The sequence below is a fragment of the Pseudomonas sp. SG20052 genome, assembly GCF_031766055.1.
Classification (GTDB): Bacteria; Pseudomonadota; Gammaproteobacteria; order Pseudomonadales; family Pseudomonadaceae; genus Aquipseudomonas; species Aquipseudomonas mandelii.
Genome location: NZ_CP134498.1, coordinates 5,546,975 through 5,563,188 on the forward strand (window position 1 = coordinate 5,546,975; position 16,214 = coordinate 5,563,188).

Annotated in this window: 18 protein-coding genes and 5 pseudogenes; 16 read left to right on the plus strand and 7 right to left on the minus strand. The window is 59.7% G+C overall.

The genetic code is table 11. From position 1 onward, the window contains the following. Positions 1 to 94 precede the first annotated feature (94 nt). The 5 pseudogenes from RHP74_RS25420 to RHP74_RS25440 form a co-directional block, all read left to right on the plus strand. Positions 95 to 181 (plus strand): annotated as a pseudogene (locus RHP74_RS25420) (formate dehydrogenase); the annotation flags it as partial. A 183-nt stretch (positions 182 to 364) separates the two neighbouring features. Then, positions 365 to 451: pseudogene (locus RHP74_RS25425) on the plus strand (formate dehydrogenase); the annotation flags it as partial. A 183-nt stretch (positions 452 to 634) separates the two neighbouring features. Next, a pseudogene (locus RHP74_RS25430) lies at positions 635 to 721 on the plus strand (formate dehydrogenase); the annotation flags it as partial. A 183-nt stretch (positions 722 to 904) separates the two neighbouring features. After that, positions 905 to 991 (plus strand): annotated as a pseudogene (locus RHP74_RS25435) (formate dehydrogenase); the annotation flags it as partial. 183 nt (positions 992 to 1,174) lie between these two features. Beyond that, positions 1,175 to 1,261 (plus strand): annotated as a pseudogene (locus RHP74_RS25440) (formate dehydrogenase); the annotation flags it as partial. Positions 1,262 to 1,456: 195 nt separating this feature from the next. Here the strand turns inward: RHP74_RS25440 and RHP74_RS25445 are convergent. From RHP74_RS25445 to RHP74_RS25455, 3 genes are all read right to left on the minus strand, one after another. Next, positions 1,457 to 1,909, minus strand: a complete 453-nt coding sequence (locus RHP74_RS25445; protein WP_311096583.1) for a hypothetical protein — start codon at positions 1,907 to 1,909, stop codon at positions 1,457 to 1,459. Between the two features lie 71 nt (positions 1,910 to 1,980). Further along, complete coding sequence (locus tag RHP74_RS25450; RefSeq protein WP_311096585.1) at positions 1,981 to 3,312, minus strand: ATP-binding protein; 1,332 nt, start codon at positions 3,310 to 3,312, stop codon at positions 1,981 to 1,983. After that, a complete protein-coding gene (locus RHP74_RS25455; RefSeq protein WP_311096587.1) occupies positions 3,309 to 4,019 on the minus strand; it encodes a response regulator transcription factor in 711 nt (236 codons plus the stop codon). The genes RHP74_RS25450 and RHP74_RS25455 overlap by 4 nt, the downstream gene beginning before the upstream one ends. A gap of 166 nt (positions 4,020 to 4,185) precedes the next feature. Between RHP74_RS25455 and RHP74_RS25460 the strand changes: the two genes are divergently transcribed. Both RHP74_RS25460 and RHP74_RS25465 read left to right on the plus strand, forming a co-directional pair. Further along, positions 4,186 to 4,977: a VacJ family lipoprotein gene (locus RHP74_RS25460; RefSeq protein WP_311096589.1), complete on the plus strand. Its 792-nt coding sequence runs from the start codon at positions 4,186 to 4,188 to the stop codon at positions 4,975 to 4,977. Continuing rightward, positions 4,967 to 5,287, plus strand: coding sequence for a hypothetical protein (locus RHP74_RS25465; protein WP_288113018.1), 321 nt, complete (start codon positions 4,967 to 4,969; stop codon positions 5,285 to 5,287). The genes RHP74_RS25460 and RHP74_RS25465 overlap by 11 nt, the downstream gene beginning before the upstream one ends. 27 nt (positions 5,288 to 5,314) lie before the next feature. Here the strand turns inward: RHP74_RS25465 and RHP74_RS25470 are convergent, their stop codons facing one another. Then, on the minus strand, positions 5,315 to 5,782 hold the full coding sequence (locus tag RHP74_RS25470; RefSeq protein ID WP_288113020.1) for a hypothetical protein: 468 nt from the start codon (positions 5,780 to 5,782) through the stop codon (positions 5,315 to 5,317). A gap of 134 nt (positions 5,783 to 5,916) precedes the next feature. On the opposite strand from RHP74_RS25470, the gene RHP74_RS25475 reads away from it, so the two are divergent. From RHP74_RS25475 to RHP74_RS25500, 6 genes are all read left to right on the plus strand, one after another. Continuing rightward, a complete protein-coding gene (locus RHP74_RS25475; protein WP_311096590.1) occupies positions 5,917 to 6,288 on the plus strand; it encodes a hypothetical protein in 372 nt (123 codons plus the stop codon). A 131-nt stretch (positions 6,289 to 6,419) separates the two neighbouring features. After that, positions 6,420 to 8,342, plus strand: coding sequence for an alkaline phosphatase D family protein (locus RHP74_RS25480; RefSeq protein WP_288113024.1), 1,923 nt, complete (start codon positions 6,420 to 6,422; stop codon positions 8,340 to 8,342). Positions 8,343 to 8,356: 14 nt separating this feature from the next. Next, entirely contained in the window at positions 8,357 to 8,866 is a 510-nt protein-coding gene (locus RHP74_RS25485) for an adenylate kinase (protein ID WP_311096591.1), read from the plus strand. Between the two features lie 12 nt (positions 8,867 to 8,878). Continuing rightward, positions 8,879 to 9,334, plus strand: a complete 456-nt coding sequence (locus tag RHP74_RS25490; protein ID WP_083375792.1) for a VOC family protein — start codon at positions 8,879 to 8,881, stop codon at positions 9,332 to 9,334. A gap of 152 nt (positions 9,335 to 9,486) precedes the next feature. Further along, positions 9,487 to 9,741: a type II toxin-antitoxin system prevent-host-death family antitoxin gene (locus tag RHP74_RS25495; protein WP_010458023.1), complete on the plus strand. Its 255-nt coding sequence runs from the start codon at positions 9,487 to 9,489 to the stop codon at positions 9,739 to 9,741. Further along, positions 9,738 to 9,992 carry a Txe/YoeB family addiction module toxin gene (locus RHP74_RS25500; protein WP_077749362.1) on the plus strand — a complete coding sequence of 85 codons (255 nt, stop codon included), beginning with the start codon at positions 9,738 to 9,740 and terminating at the stop codon, positions 9,990 to 9,992. Before RHP74_RS25495 ends, RHP74_RS25500 begins: the two co-directional genes overlap by 4 nt. Before the next feature lie 8 nt (positions 9,993 to 10,000). Here RHP74_RS25500 and RHP74_RS25505 read toward each other — a convergent pair whose 3' ends face one another. Then, a complete protein-coding gene (locus tag RHP74_RS25505) occupies positions 10,001 to 11,176 on the minus strand; it encodes an aspartate aminotransferase family protein (RefSeq protein ID WP_311096592.1) in 1,176 nt (391 codons plus the stop codon). Positions 11,177 to 11,278: 102 nt separating this feature from the next. Between RHP74_RS25505 and RHP74_RS25510 the strand changes: the two genes are divergently transcribed. The 3 genes from RHP74_RS25510 to RHP74_RS25520 all read left to right on the plus strand — a co-directional run bounded on the left by RHP74_RS25510 (position 11,279) and on the right by RHP74_RS25520 (position 13,670). Beyond that, positions 11,279 to 12,184 (plus strand): LysR family transcriptional regulator, encoded by a 906-nt coding sequence (locus RHP74_RS25510; RefSeq protein WP_077749364.1) that lies wholly within the window; start codon positions 11,279 to 11,281, stop codon positions 12,182 to 12,184. Positions 12,185 to 12,255: 71 nt separating this feature from the next. Further along, positions 12,256 to 13,269, plus strand: coding sequence for a diguanylate cyclase domain-containing protein (locus RHP74_RS25515; RefSeq protein WP_311096593.1), 1,014 nt, complete (start codon positions 12,256 to 12,258; stop codon positions 13,267 to 13,269). Continuing rightward, positions 13,266 to 13,670: a GNAT family N-acetyltransferase gene (locus tag RHP74_RS25520; RefSeq protein ID WP_311096594.1), complete on the plus strand. Its 405-nt coding sequence runs from the start codon at positions 13,266 to 13,268 to the stop codon at positions 13,668 to 13,670. Before RHP74_RS25515 ends, RHP74_RS25520 begins: the two co-directional genes overlap by 4 nt. A gap of 12 nt (positions 13,671 to 13,682) precedes the next feature. Here RHP74_RS25520 and msrA read toward each other — a convergent pair whose 3' ends face one another. Then, positions 13,683 to 14,390, minus strand: coding sequence for a peptide-methionine (S)-S-oxide reductase MsrA (gene msrA / locus RHP74_RS25525; RefSeq protein WP_077749367.1), 708 nt, complete (start codon positions 14,388 to 14,390; stop codon positions 13,683 to 13,685). A gap of 31 nt (positions 14,391 to 14,421) precedes the next feature. Next, positions 14,422 to 16,185 carry a cytochrome c biogenesis protein DipZ gene (locus RHP74_RS25530; protein ID WP_311096596.1) on the minus strand — a complete coding sequence of 588 codons (1,764 nt, stop codon included), beginning with the start codon at positions 16,183 to 16,185 and terminating at the stop codon, positions 14,422 to 14,424. Positions 16,186 to 16,214 lie beyond the last annotated feature (29 nt).

A 16,214-nucleotide genomic window follows, 5' to 3' on the forward strand; every position in this document is an offset into this window, starting at 1 on the left:
GCCCCCTTATCCATGAAAAGAAGGGGACTGCTGCGCAGTCCAGCGGGAGCAAGCTCCCTCGCCACAGTATTTTGATCGACTGGGTGCGGCGTTATTGCTGGCTTGGCAGACAGAACATCACGGGGCGGATTTGCACCCGTTGGCGCAGGCGGCGGTCAGTGGCGCGGGGTGGGAGGCTTAGGCCCACACGATCCCGTGAGATTGCCCCGGCCTGCTGGCTGGCACTAACACCTGTGGCGAGGGAGCTTGCTCCCGCTGGGCCGCGAAGCGGCCCCCTTATCCATCAAAAGAAGGGGACTGCTGCGCAGTCCAGCGGGAGCAAGCTCCCTCGCCACAGTATTTTGATCGACTGGGTGCGGCGTTATTGCTGGCCTGGCAGACAGAACATCACGGGGCGGATTTGCATCCGTTGGCGCAGGCGGCGGTCAGTGGCGCGGGTTGGGAGGCTTAGGTTCAAACGATCCCGTGAGATTGCCCCGGCCTGCTGGCTGGCACTAACACCTGTGCCGAGGGAGCTTGCTCCCGCTGGGCCGCGAAGCGGCCCCCTTATCCATCAAAAGAAGGGGACTGCTGCGCAGTCCAGCGGGAGCAAGCTCCCTCGCCACAGTATTTTGATCGACTGGGTGCGGCGTTATTGCTGGCCTGGCAGACAGAACATCACGGGGCGGATTTGCATCCGTTGGCGCAGGCGGCGGTCAGTGGCGCGGGGTGGGAGGCTTAGGTTCACACGATCCCGTGAGATTGCCCCGGCCTGCTGGCCAGCGCTAATACCTGTGGCGAGGGAGCTTGCTCCCGCTGGGCCGCGAAGTGCCCCCCTTATCCATCAAAAGAAGGGGACTGCTGCGCAGTCCAGCGGGAGCAAGCTCCCTCGCCACAGTATTTTGATCGACTGGGTGCGGCGTTATTGCTGGCCTGGCAGACAGAACATCAAGGGGCGGATTTGCACCCGTTGGCGCAGGCGGCGGTCAGTGGCGCGGGGTGGGAGGCTTAGGTTCACACGATCCCGTGAGATTGCCCCGGCCTGCTGGCTGGCGCTAACACCTGTGGCGAGGGAGCTTGCTCCCGCTGGGCCGCGAAGCGGCCCCCTTATCCATGAAAAGAAGGGGACTGCTGCGCAGTCCAGCGGGAGCAAGCTCCCTCGCCACAGTATTTTGATCGACTGGGTGCGGCGTTATTGCTGGCCTGGCAGACAGAACATCACGGGGCGGATTTGCACCCGTTGGCGCAGGCGGCGGTCAGTGGCGCGGGGTGGGAGGCTTAGGTTCACACGATCCCGTGAGATTGCCCCGGCCTGCTGGCTGGCACTAACACCTGTGGCGAGGGAGCTTGCTCCCGCTGGGCCGCGAAGCGGCCCCCTTATCCATAAAAAGAAGGGGACTGCTGCGCAGTCCAGCGGGAGCAAGCTCCCTCGCCACAGTATTTTGATCGACTGGGTGCGGCGTTATTGCGTCAGGGGCTACTCGATCTCAATCGGCCCTCTAGTCCCGGCATCACTGTCCATCCAGTAATCCTCCCCCGTCAGCCGTCGATCACCTTGAATCGTGAAGGTGATCTTTCCCTGCTTGAATTGCAGCCCGCCATCAGTGCGCTTCGCGTTGACCCGCTTGCCGTCCACCCAGACCTGTTCCTTGGCATCGATACGAATCGTGGCAACGGTCGCACCGGCATCGCTCTTCGCGACCCATTGCCCGGCATAAGGTGTCTGGGTGCTTGCGCTGTCCGCCGCTGGGTTGGTAAACCCGGCCTTGGCGTTTTCCGCTTTGCTCTTGTGGATATCGCAGCCCTGAAGTTCGCTCACTTGGGTGCAACCGGATTGCTCGAGTTGTTTGCGGTATTTGTCATTGATCGCGTGGGCGGGGAATTGCACCAGCATCAATAGGGCCAGTGTTGGCAGGATGATTTTGTTCATCAGTTCTCTCCTTCGATCAGCGCCTTTCCGCGCCCCTGGATAATTCACTGTAGTCCGAACCCGGTACTCGGTTACACGGGCAACACCACCAACGCCTCCAACCCGCCTTTCGACCGATTTCGCAGTTTCAATTCCCCGCCATGCTCCAACACTATCGCCCGCGCCGCCGATAATCCCAAGCCCACACCGCCGGTGCTTTTGTTGCGTGATCCTTCCATGCGAAAGAACGGCACAAACACTTGTTCAAGGCTGGCCTGCGGAATACCCGGCCCGCGATCCAGTACTTTGATCCGCACTTCCACAGCATCAGCAATCAACTCAATTGCCGGTTCACTGCCGTACTTGATCGCGTTATCCAGCAGATTGGTCATCACCCGCTTAAGCCCCAGCGGCCGCCCGAAATACACCCACCGCGTCGGCCCGACGTAGGCGATCTCAACCCCCTGATCCCGGTAATCATCCAGCAACGTTTGCAGCAACTCGGCCAGATCGAACTGGGTCGCCGGTTCAAGCCGCGCATCATCCCGGAAGAATTCCAGCGCCGAGTTGATCATCGCCTGCATTTCATCCACATCACGAAACAGTCGCTGCTGTTGCTCGCTGTCTTCGATGAACTCCCCGCGCAAACGCATCCGCGTCAGGGGCGCGCGCAGGTCGTGGGAGATGGCGGCGAGCATTTGGGTGCGGTCGCGAATGAAGTGTTGCAGTTGGGCCTGCATGGCGTTGAACGCGAGGATCGCCTGGCGGATTTCCTGAGGGCCTAGCGGTTCGATCGGCGGGGCGCGGAAGTCCACGCCGAAACGTCGGGCGCCTTCGGCGAAGTGTTGCAAAGGTGTGGCGAGGCGGCGGGTGGCGATCAGCGCGACCAGGGCGGTGGAGATCAGCACCAGCAGGATGACGATCAGGTAGCGCGGCGCTTCGTCCAGGCCCCAGCTGCGCGAAGGGGCGGAGAACATGACCCAGGTCGCGTCCGGCAGCTGGATCAGCAGCGCGTAACGGGCGTCCGCCGAGGACTCCGTCCAGTCGGCCGGCTCGTAGGTCTGTATTCGTGCGGCAAACTTAAGCAACGGATGCAGGATGGTCGAGCCGATTTCGGAATCCAGGTCCTCCACCGTCGGCAGATTGAGGTCACGTCGATCAAGGTGCCAACTGACGATGAAGCCCTCATCACTGACGGCGTGCGCCAGTTGGCTGCGCAGCGGCGCCGGGGCGGCCTGGATGATGCGGGTGATGGCGGCCATTTTGTCCAGCAACCCGGTTTCGGTCAGCGGTGGGCGCGCCCACACACCCGCCAGTTGGATAAACAGCCCGTTGAGCGCCAATGAGATCAGCATCGCCAGAATGATGGTCAAGGCGATCCAGCGCGCCACCGTGTCCCGGCGAATCCGCTTCAACCAGCTCATCGCCGGGTCACGCTGGGGGTGAACAGATAACCGCCATTGCGCACCGTGCGAATCATCGCCGGGCGTTTGGTGTCGGATTCGAGCTTGCGTCGCAGGCGGCTGACTTGCACATCGATGCTGCGATCAAACGCGTCATGGCAATGCCCCCGCGCCAGGTCCAGCAACTGCTCGCGGGTGAGGATGCGTTGAGGGTTTTCGACGAAGACCAGCAGCAAGTCGAACTCACCGGCCGACAGCGGGATCATCACGTTGTCCGGCGAGCGCAGTTCACGGCGGGTGACGTCGAGGTGCCAGTCGGCGAAGTCGATCAGCGGCCGTGGGCGCTCCTGCACGACCGGCCGGCGTTCGTCCACGCGCCGCAGCACGGCGCGCACCCGGGCCAGCAGCTCGCGGGCGTCGAAAGGTTTGGTCAGGTAATCATCGGCGCCGAGTTCGAGGCCGACGACCCGGTCGCTGAGTTCGCCCATGGCGGTCAGCATGATCACCGGCATCGCGTAGCGAATCCGCAATTGCTGACACAGGATCAATCCGCTGTCCCCCGGCAACATCACGTCAAGAATGATCAGGTCCGGCGGCTGGCGCTCGATGGCCGCCCACAGTGACGCGCCGTCGGTGGCGACCTCGACGCTGTAGCCGTGCTGCACGAAGAATTTTTTCAGCAGATCGAGGACTTCAAGGTCGTCGTCCACAATTAAAAGGCTGTTCACCGAAGGTCACTTAAGGGGCGAATGGAGCCGCCATCTAAAACCATTCCCGCCAGCGCGTCATATATTTCAATCCTGCAATAAAGCGTCAGCACCGCAATAAACCAGACATCTTTGTGCAAGGCCTGGGGCTCAGCATCTCGGCGAATTCCTCCCGAGACTTGCGTCCATGTTGCCTTTCAAATGTGCTCCCTGGCTGGTCCGCAACACATCGATGGCCGTGCTGGCCGCCGGGCTGGCGGGTTGCAGCAGCCAACCGCCGGCGTCCGCCACCGTGACGTGTGCCGAAATCAGCTATTCGGTGTACGACCCGGCGGAACCGTTCAACCGCGGTGTCTTTGCCTTCAATCGGGTGGCCGATGACTATGCCCTGGCGCCGGTCGCCCGTGGCTATCGGTACTTGCCGGACTTTTTCCAGACCGGTGTGCACAACTTTGTCGCGAACTTTGGCGAGCCCAAGGTCTTTATCAACGACCTGCTGCAAGGCAACCCGATGCGCTCGGTCAATACGTTGGGACGTTTCGCGCTCAATACCACCGTGGGCGTGGTGGGCTTGATCGATGTGTCCGGCATGGCCGGCATCCCGCGTCACAAAGCAGATTTCGGCCAGACCTTCGGCGTGTGGGGCATCGGCAACGGTCCGATCGTCGAGCTGCCCTTGTTCGGCACCTCGAACAGCCGCGATGCGGCCGGGCGAGTACTGAGTTTTGTGGTCGATCCGTTCGGCAGCAACAGCGATACCGTGGACACGCTGTCCATGATCAACACGGTCGGCGGCATCGTCGATGGTCGAGCGCAAGCGTTACCGCTGACGGACAGCCTGCAAAAACTGCCGGATTATTACAGCGCCTTGCGCAACGTGGTCGCCGAGCATCGAGCCGCTTATGTGGAGGATGGCAAACAAGGCTCAGCGCAAACAACCCAACCTCAATGCGAAGGAGTACCGACCGATGGTTTCTGAAAGCAATCATTTGACGCTGCAACAGCGAGTGACCCGGCACGACGCGGTTAATGTGCACTGCCGGGAAATCACCCTGCGCCTGTCACCCGACTGCCGCCAACTGGTGCTCAGCCGTTACACCGAACACTACGGCCCGGCGGTGGTACGTTGGATCGAGCGCAGTCATACGGTGTCGCTGAGTGAAGTGTTTCGATGGATGGTGGCCAATGGCGAGAGTGATGTCAGTCAGCACTTGTCACTGCCTTCAGCACCCGAGCCACACATTGCACAGGCACATTCCGTTATTGATTCCCGACATCAGCGCTGCTGAAAACCTGGCCGCGTCGTCCATCGATGGCTATCCACTCCTTACAAGAATCCAGCCATTCGATGGCAGGGAACACCAAAGCCAGATCCCTGCGAACATGACAAACATGAAGAACAGCAGCCACAGTTGCCACAGCCGTACTTTATGAACCACTTTCCAAAAACCAGGTTCATCATTCAGGACTTTGTTTCCAAGTGACTTCACGTCAAACGCCTTTGCCTCCCCCTTTCCAATATGCAAAGCCATTATCAAAGCCATTTCTTTGTAAAACCGGATAAGGGCATGACACTTGATCATGCAGGCAGCCCCAAACAGACCCATTGCGACAAAGGCATAAGCTATTGAAAGGTCCTGCTCATCCAGCCGTTGATCTATCGCTGCAACAGCGACCAAGGCACCAATGATGACGGTCAACGTGCTCGCAATGGCTCGGCGTTCATCCTGATGATGTCGAACCTGCTCACAATATTGTTCATAAACACTAATTGCCGCGTCCATCTCCACCTCTGTCAGTGCCGACAAATCCATTGAAAACAACGAGCCGTTTACGGGAATAAGGTTTGAGGCGCGAAGCTACTATTTTGATATCTTGCCGTCCACCGTGAGCACATCTCCAAAAAGGAAGGGATTGAATGATTGTATTGTTGCTGTTCTTTGGGTCTGCAGCAGGGATGTGGCTCTGGGTCGTGAAAAAACGGGGGGCCTGGAGTTTGCTGTTTGCCAACTTGGCGGGTGCCTTCAGCGGTTTCATAATCGGATCATTGCTGCTGATCCTATATGGAAAAGTCTTCGATCCCGCCTCCGTGCATCCGAATGCCGGCCGCTCGCTGGTGGCGTTTTTAACCGCTATGGGTGTAGGAATCGGCGCGTGGATGTTGATAACAAGAGGGACTCACACGCCGCTGAAAAAGTTCTTGCTCAATCTGTTCGGTGGATTGGCCGGGCTGTTGGGGGCGTTGTGTATTGCGTTCATTTTCTCCTCGTACTTCGCCGTAGCGCGATAAAACAGGGCGGATTCATTTTCTCGAGAGCGAAGCCGGCTCAAACGCCAAACCGTTTGCGTTCGGCTTCTCACAGCAAGCAACGCCACCTGCGTTATCATCGCCGCCCTGCGTGCCAAGAGCCTTGACCCCGGATGTCCGAATCATTGCCATTGCCTGACTATTACACCTCACTGCCACCGGTCCTCGCCGGCCCGCTGTTGCGGCGTCTGGAGCCCACGCGCCTGGTGCTCTGGCTGGTGGGAACCCGAGCCTTGTCGCTGACCTTGCGCCTGCAAGGTGTCGGCGACATTCGCCTCGATGCCGGGCAATGCACGGTCATTCCGGTGGGCAAGCATGCCTTCGTTCACCTGATCGATGTACCACTGGCGACCGCCCTGCCCTGCGACACCCTGATCGACTATGACTTGCTGATAGATGACGCGGCGACCGGTATTGCCGACTGGGCGCCTCATCTGCTGTACGGCGAAGCCCGTTGCCCGAATTTTGTTTTGCGTTCGCGCATTGATCAGTTGATGCACGGTTCCTGCCGTAAACCTCACCACCCGGCAGCCGACGGTTTGCTGTGCGTCGATCGTTTTCTGGCGACAGAACATGCCGCGACGGAGCGCCCGGCCCTGCTGATGATGAGCGGCGATCAGGTGTACGCCGACGATGTAGCCGGTCCGATGTTGCGGGCGATCCATGCGCTGATCACTCAACTGGGGCTGTTCGAAGAACACCTCGAAGGTGCGGTGGTCAGCGACAGCGCCAAACTCTACGAACACCCTGCCAGTTATTACCATCGTGCGGATTTGTTGCCGGCGCTTGAGAGCAACAAAACCTTGCGCGAGCGATTTTTCGGCGGAGCGCGCAAGCCGATTTTCACCAGCAGCAGTGCCGACAATCACCTGGTGACATTCGCTGAAGTCATGGCCATGTACCTGCTGGTCTGGTCGCCGACTCCCTGGACGCTGATCGCGCCACAACCGCCAGCGCTGACGCCCGAAAGACGCAAGCGTTATGCCCTTGAACAGACGCGTATCGATGACTTCAAGGGGGGCCTGGGGGATGTCGCGCGGGCCATGGCGCATCTGCCGTGCCTGATGATTTTCGACGACCATGACATTACCGATGACTGGAATCTGTCCGCGCAATGGGAGGAAACGGCCTACGGCCATCCGTTCTCCAAGCGCATCATCGGCAACGCGCTGCTCGCCTACATGCTGTGCCAGGGCTGGGGCAACAACCCGGATGCGTTCGGCGACGTGCTGGAAAAAGCCCGATTATTGAGTGCCACGGGGCACGACGATTATCTCGACAGCGACGTCCAGGACGCTCTGATCGATGAGCTGCTCGGCTTTCAACACTGGCATTACGTGCTGCCGACCACTCCGGCGCTGGTTGTCATCGACACCCGCACCCGACGCTGGCGCAGCGAGATGAATCTCAAGCAACCCTCGGGTCTGCTGGACTGGGAAGCGCTCAGCGAACTGCAACAGGAACTGCTCGATCATCCGTCGGCGATCATTGTTTCGCCAGCGCCGATCTTCGGCGTCAAACTGATCGAAACCGTGCAACGCGTCTTCAGCTGGTGCGGTTATCCGCTACTGGTCGACGCTGAAAACTGGATGGCCCATCGGGGCGCGGCCCAGGTGATCCTGAACATTTTCCGACACTCGCGCACACCGGGTAACTACGTGGTGCTGTCGGGCGATGTGCATTATTCCTTCGTCTACGAAGTCCTGATCCGACACCGCCAGGCCGGTCCGAGGATCTGGCAGATCACCAGCAGCGGCATCAAAAACGAATTCCCGCCCACGCTGCTCGAATGGTTCGACCGCCTCAACCGCTGGCTCTACTCGCCGCGCTCGCCGCTCAATTGGCTGACCAAACGCCGTCGCATGCGCATCATCCCGCACATCCCTGAACATGCCGAAGCGGGTGAACGGCTGTGGAATTCGGCAGGGATCGGCCAAGTGTTCTTCAATGAAAAGGGACAGCCGCAGGAAATCTTTCAGCACAATTCAAACGGTGCACCGAAGACGCGGATGATTGCGCCCGACACAGACGACTGAACGTGTGAGCCACCATGAACCTCACCCGAACCCTGATCATCGGCAACTCTGGCGCGGGCAAAAGCTGGCTGGCTAAACGACTGGCCGAACATCTTCATGCGCCGTGGACTGATCTTGATCGCGTCCACTGGCTGTCGGATGAAAGCAGCATCGCCCGCCCTCGGTCCGAAGCATTGGGCATGGCGCGCGTGCTGGCCGATGAAGAGCGCTGGGTGATTGAGGGTGTTTACGGCTGGATCGTCAGCGAACTGATCAACCGTGCAACAGCGCTGGTCTGGCTGTGTGTTGACGACGAAAGCTGCGTCGCCAATATTCGTCAGCGAGAAAACCGTCAGGACAACGACGAATTGCTGATCGCGTTGCTGGAATGGGCCGGCAGTTATCGTGTTCGCAAAGACTCCAGCGGGTTTTCCGCACACCGGCAGCTGTTCGAAGGGTTCAGCGGTTCAAAAATCAGACTCAGGGATCGAGGTGAAATCGCGGCCTTCGTGAACACTCTTCCCGACTCATCTCACAGCGTTTGAAAAAGGATTGGTATGTTTGCACGGAGCAAGTTAGTCCCCGAACTGATGGTCACCGACATCAAGAAAAGCCTGCATTTCTGGACCTCGCTAATCGGTTTCAAGATTGCCTACGAGCGCCCTGAAGCGGGTTTCGCCTACCTCGATAACAACGGCGTGCAAATCATGCTGGAGCAATACGCTCCAGACGAAGGCCAGTGGATGACCGGAGCATTGGAAGCGCCGTTTGGCCGGGGCATCAACTTTCAGATCACTGTTGATCTCGTCGAGCCGATACTCCAACGATTGGCCGAAGTTGAATGGCCGCTGTTTCGTCCCTGCGCCGATGTCTGGTATCGCGCTGATGCGGTGGAGGTCGGGCAACGTGAATTTCTGGTTCAGGACCCGGATGGGTATCTGGTTCGGTTGGTGGAGAGTTTGGGGGAGCGGGTGTGTTTGTCCGTAGATCGGATCGCGGGCAAATCGGATTAGGATTACATCGGTCTCGGAAACGTCTTGAAGAAGCTTCGGCGATACTCAGTGCAAGCGTAGACACATCGTCTGCGTAACGACCACTCGGAGGTATCGCCTTGTCAACCTGTACTCATTTCTGTACGTTCTTTGCATCGAGCGAGGACTACAACATGCAAACTATCAACTACACCACCGCACGGGCCCATCTGGCCGAAACCATGGATAGGGTCAACGAAGACCGTGCGCCGTTGCTGGTTACTCGCCAGAAAGGCGAACCCGTAGTGATGATGTCTCTGGCGGAGTACAACGCTCTCGAAGAGACCGCCTATCTGCTGCGCTCCCCCGCCAATGCTGAGCGCCTGATCAAATCGATCAGCAACTTGCGTGCAGGGAAGACCCAATCCAGGCAACTCATCGAAGAATGAATATTGAGTTCACTCCCGAAGGTTGGGACGACTATTTATGGTTCCAACAAAATGACAAGGCCGGACTCAAACGAATCAACCTGCTCATCACAGCTATCCAGCGTGAACCATTCGACGGGCTCGGAAAGCCTGAGCCGCTCAAACACAATTTGAGCGGCTTTTGGTCACGTCGAATTACTGCTGAGCATCGTTTGGTCTACGAGGTCGATGAAGGTGAGATTCGCGTCGTGATGTGTCGATATCACTACTGAACACGATCTCAGGATGTTCTCATCGCCCGACAAACCCCTCTGACAATCATCTCCACTTCCCGCTCATCAATCGTCAGCGGTGGCAGCAGGCGGATGGTCTTGCCCCGTGTCACGTTGATCAGCAGGCCGTGGTCGCGTGCCGCGATCAGGGTCAGGTCGCGGATCGGTCGCTTGAGTTCAATGCCGATCATCAAGCCTTGGCCACGAATCGCCAGGACGTTCGGGTCGTCGGCCAGTTCGGCGCGCAGTCTGACCAGCAGGCGTTCCCCCTGAAGCCTGGCGTTTTCCAGCAGACCTTGTTCTTCGATGATGTCCAACACCGTGCAGCCGACCCGACACGCCAGCGGATTACCGCCGAAGGTGCTGCCATGGCTGCCGGGGGTGAACAGCTCGGCGGCTTTACCCCGGGCCAGGCAGGCGCCAATGGGGATACCGTTGCCGAGGCCCTTGGCCAGGGTCATGACGTCCGGGACGATGCCTTCGTGTTGGAAAGCGAACCACTGGCCGGTACGACCGATGCCGGTCTGGATTTCGTCGAGCATCATCAGCCAGCCGCGCCGGTTGCACAGTTCGCGCACGGCTTTCAGGTAGCCGGGGAGCGCCAGCTGGACGCCGCTTTCACCTTGAATCGGTTCCATCAGAATCGCCACGATGCGCGGGCCATGGGCTTGCCGCACGTTGTCCAGCGCGTTGAGGTCGCCGAAGGGCACTTTGACGAAGTCGCCGGGCAACTCGTTGAACCCCAGGCGCACGGCCGGGCCGTCGCTGGCGGATAAGGTGCCCAGCGTCCGGCCATGGAAGGCGTTTTCCATCACCACCACCAGCGGCTGCTCGACACCTTTACGCCAGCCATAAAGCCGTGCGAGTTTCAGCGCGGTTTCATTAGCTTCGGCCCCGGAGTTGTTGAAAAACGCCCGCTCCATGCCCGACAACTGCGTCAGTTTCTGCGCCAACCGCTGCTGCCAGTCGATGCTGTAGAGGTTGGAGGTATGCAAGAGCAGCCCGGCCTGCTCGCTGATCGCCGACACGATTTTGGGATGAGAGTGGCCGACATTGGTCACCGCCACACCCGCCACCGCATCCAGATACTCACGTCCCGCCTGATCCCAAAGTCGAGTGCCCAGGCCTTTGCTGAAACTCAGGGCCAGGGGTTGGTAAGTGGTCATCAGGCAAGCGGCGGTCATGACATCAAGCTCCATCAATTGTCGGTGTTTTTGCAGTATGGTTAGCCACCTGAGCTGGATAAACGCTGCAACACTTCAATCATCTTAAAGCTGAGCTTGATAATGGATTTATTCCAGGCAATGACGGTTTACGTCAAAGTGGTCGAAGCCGGGAGCATGACGGCCGCCGCACAGCAGTGCGAAATGTCCACTACCATGGTCGGCAATCACCTCCGCGCGCTGGAGCAACGTCTGGGTGTGCGTTTGTTGAACCGGACGACGCGGCGCCAGCGTTTGACGGAGTTCGGCTCCGCCTATTACCAGCGCTGTCTGGAGGTGTTGGGATTGGTGGAGGATTCCGAGCGGCTGGCCGAACAAAGTCAGGACACCCCGAGCGGGACCTTGCGCATCACGGCCCCGCTGACCTTCGGCACTGAAAAGCTTGCGCCGGCACTCAGCGAGTTCACCCTGCGTTACCCGCAAGTCAAACTGGACGTGGTGCTCACCAACGGGCGGCCCGACCTTCTCGAAAACGGCCTCGACGTGGCGTTTCGCCTGGGCGCAATCGAACCGTCCAACCTGATCGCCCGCCCGCTCATCGACTACACGCTGACCATGTGCGCCTCGAAGTCTTATCTGGCACGCCGGGGCACACCGGAAAAACCCGAAGACTTGCAACAGCACGACTGCTTGTCCTTTGCCTACCCGGTCGGCGATGACTGGCAATCCGTGGAAAAGCAATGGCGGCTGAGCGGGCCGGAAGGCGAAGTCATGGTGGCCGTCAGAGGACCGATGCTGATCAACAGCTCGGCCGGGCTGCACCAGGCTGCTCGAACCGGGATGGGCATCGTGATGTTGCCCGATGCGCTGGTCGAGCAGGATTTGCTGAGCGGAAACCTGGTAGCGCTGATGCAAGACTATCGACTGCCCAGCCGGCCGATGCACCTGGTGTACGCTCAGGATCGCTATCGCTTGCCGAAATTGCGTCGCTTCGTCGACTTCGCCATGCAGATGTGGGCCAAACACTAGCCGGGGCAATACACCATGCACTAATCTCCCGGCTGACGGGTCACTTTGATATCAGTGCAAGGAGAGCGGTGATGGGTGAGGCATCAAATATCGAGCCGTTGAAATTCAATGTGTCGGATTTGAACGAGGACATGCTGCACACCATTCTGGAACTGGTCAGTGACGGCATTTGGGACTGGAATGCCAACACCGGGTTCGTCTACCGCAATCCCGGGTGGTACGTGATGCTCGGCTATGCTCCTCACTCCCTGGACAACACCGTGTTTACCTGGGAAAACGTGATGCACCCCGACGATTACCCGCGGGTGATGGCGTTGTTTGATGCGTACCTGAATCAACACACGGCGGGCTATCAAGCCGAGTATCGCTGCCGCAAGCAGGACGGCAGTTATATCTGGATCGAAGATCGCGGCTACGTGCTGGCACGCAATGCCGACGGATCGGTCGCGCGGATGGTCGGTGCGCACCGCAGCATCGAAGACAAGAAACGCCTCTTCGAGGAGATGGAGCGGCGCAATCAATCCCTTGAAGCCATCGTCGAAGAACGCACCCGGGAGTTGTCGCGGGTCAATCAGCAGCTGCAAATTCAACTGGAAGAAAATCGCAAACTGGCGGAAACCGATGCGCTGACATCGATCGCCAATCGCTATCGCCTGGAAAAAACCCTGCCTCAGGAATGCGAGCGTGCCCAGCGCTTTCGCCAGCCGCTGTCATTGATCGCCATGGACATTGATGACTTCAAGAACATCAACGATCACTACGGCCATGCCCTGGGAGACGCGGCATTGGTGCAGGTCGTCAAGACCGTGAACCGCTGCGTGCGCTACGGCGATCTACTGGCACGCTGGGGCGGTGACGAGTTCATCCTCATCCTGCCCAATACCTCGCTGGCCGACGCCCGATCCTTCGCCGAAAAAATCCGCCAAGGCCTCTCAAGCATGCCGCCTGTGGGTGAGTTCCAGGTGACCATGAGTTTCGGGGTGGTCCAGCGCTTTGAAGAAGAGCAACAGACCGGCCTTCTGGCCAGGGCCGATCAGGCGCTGTATCGGTCGAAAGTGGCGGGCAAGAATGTGATTTCCGGGTGAGCGCCGCCCTGCATGTCCGCGATGTACTGCCCTCGGAAGCGGAATCCGTGCGGCTGTTTCTTGAGCAGAACGGATGGGCCCACCGCCTAGGATCAACTGAACATTTTGCGCAGTTGATCGCCAGCTCCCAACGTACCGCGCTTGCCGTGAAAGATGCCCAGATCGTCGGGTTTGCCCGTGGCATCACCGACAGCCTATCCAACGGTTATCTGTCTATGGTTGTCGTGTCCGGGCAGCATCGACGTGAAGGCGTTGGCCGGGCGCTGGTCGAGCATGTCATGGGCGAGAACACCGACATCACCTGGGTTCTGCGCGCAGGCCGTGAAGGCGCTACGGAGTTCTTCTCGCGCCTGGGTTTTGAACCGTCGAGCATCGCGATGGAGCGCCCGCGCAGTCGATAGCCAAAACGCCCTTCACATCCCCGCCTTCACCAGCACCGGTTTCTCCTGATACCGATCCGGGTACAGCTGCTTCAGCTGCGCGACTTTCGGCAGGTCGTTGATCACGATGTATGGATACGTCGGGTGCTCGGTCAGAAAGTCCTGATGTTCCTCTTCCGCCGGGTAGAAACCGTTGTAGGTTTCCAGCTTGGTGACAATGGGTTTGGTGAACGAATGGGCGGCGTCGAGCTGGGCAATGTAGGCCTGGGCGACGCGCTGCTGTTCCGTGTTCGCCGGGAAAATTGCCGACCGATACTGCGTGCCGCTGTCGGGGCCCTGGCGGTTCAACTCGGTGGGGTTGTGCGCCACTGAGAAATAGATTTGCAGCAAGGTGCCGTAGCTGACCTGCGACGGATCGAAAGTGACTTCGACCGATTCCGCATGACCGGTATCGCCGTCGCTGACACGCTCATACCGGGCGGTGCTGGCTTCACCGCCAGCGTAACCGGAGACGGCTTTTTTCACGCCTTTGACGTGCTGGAACACCCCTTGGACGCCCCAGAAGCAACCGCCGGCGAAGACTGCGGTTTCGCTGTGGGCCTGGGTGGTTTCATCCAGGGCAGGCGGCGGGATAATGACGGCCTCTTCAGCAGCGCCGAAAGAAAACGCCGAGCATTGGCCAATGACGCCTGCAGCCGCCAAACCCAACAAGGTACGGCGCCAGGTAACCGGGATTTTCATGAGTCTGACTCCTGAACAAATGATAGGGCGATCAACCGAACATAAACGCATACGCCGACACACCCGGATCGAGAAACTCGATGCTGAAAGTGCGGTCCGTCACGCCGCCGTTCTGGCGCACCAATTGATACAACCGTTGCTCGGTAACGCTGCCGCTGCCATCGGGGGCGACGTCGGTACCGTGGGCATCGCCGGGGGCTTTTCCGTCGATCAGCACTTTGAAGCGCACCGGTTTGCCGTCTGCGCCGGGGCCCAGTACCAGGTGCAAATCGCGCGCGTGGAAGCGGTAGACGATTCGGCTGGCCGGCGCGCTTGAAATCGCGCGTTCCGAACCGACGTTCCATTGACCGTCCAGGCCCCAATCGTTGAGTGCCAATTGCGCCGGCGTGCTGTACGCCGACACCTTGTCCGGCACCAGACCGGTTTGCGGTACGAAGTGCTCCGCACGCTGGTAGCCGACATAGGTTTCCGGCGACTGGACTTCATTCATGTCCGGGGCCAGTTGGACCCCGGTGGCATCGGCTGTGATCAGCCCATCGGCGACTTTTGAGGCGCCCGCTTCACGCAGCAACTGCTGGATGACGCGTTCTGATTCGGCGTATTCGCCTTCACCGAAGTGGTGATAACGAATGCGCCCCTGCGCGTCGGCAAAATAGTGAGCCGGCCAGTATTCGTTGTTGAAGGCACGCCAGATCTTGTAGTCATTGTCGATCGCCACCGGGTAGTTGATGCCCAGATCTTTCATGGCTTTGGTGACATTGCCCACATCCCGCTCGAACGCGAATTCGGGCGCATGAACACCGATCACCACCAGCCCCTGATCGCGGTACTTCTCGGCCCAGGCTTTGACATACGGCAAGGTGCGCAGGCAGTTGATGCAGGAGTAAGTCCAGAAATCCACCAGCACGACCTTGCCCTTCAATGCCTGTGCGGTCAGTGGAGGCGAATTGAGCCATTGCACGGCGCCATCCAGCGGCGGGAGGTTGCCTTCAATCGGCAATGCGCCCGGCGCTTTTGCTGACATTTTCATCGCCCCGCCAGCGGCCATCATCGCCCCGCTGTTGTTCGGTGATTTGCCGGCCAAACGGCCCACCAACGCCTGCTCGAGGCCGCCGGTGGAAGCCGTCGAAACCCGCGCCAGGATGCCAGTGTCCAGCCCGAGGGCAATCGCCGCCACACCGGCCAACATCGCCGCGCCCAAACCTCGACGGACCCATTCACCCGCGCCGATCGAGCGCTTCATCGCCGCGAAGACTTTACCGCCCAGCAACAACGCCACGGCGAGGGAAGTGGCGGCACCCGCGGCGTAAGCCAGCAACAGCAACGTGGTGGCGATGCTTGCCCCTTGCAGCGCCGCCCCGGTCAGCAACAGGCCGAGAATCGGCCCGGCACACGGTGCCCAGAGCAGGCCCGTGGCGACGCCGATCAGGAACGAAGCGCCGGGACGCGGACGAGCATCGGCGCCCGCGGCTTCCGACAGTCGGCTGCCGGCCGCCACCAGTGGGCGCGTCAGGCGCTCGGCCAATCGAGGCAGCAGCAGCGTCAGCCCGAACAGTGCCACGAACAGCAACGCGAGCCAGCGACCGTACTGATTGACTTGCACCACCCAGCCGCCGCCCACCGCCGCCAATGAGGCGACGAGCGCGAAGGTCACCGCCATCCCCGCCAACAGTGGCAAGCCACTTTTCATAAACGGCTGCCCGGTGCGAGCGAAGACAAAGGGCAATACCGGCAGAATGCACGGGCTGACAATCGTCAGCACACCACCGAGATACGCGAGAAGCAGAAGCCACATAGCATCGACCTGCAATAAATGAGTGAAAG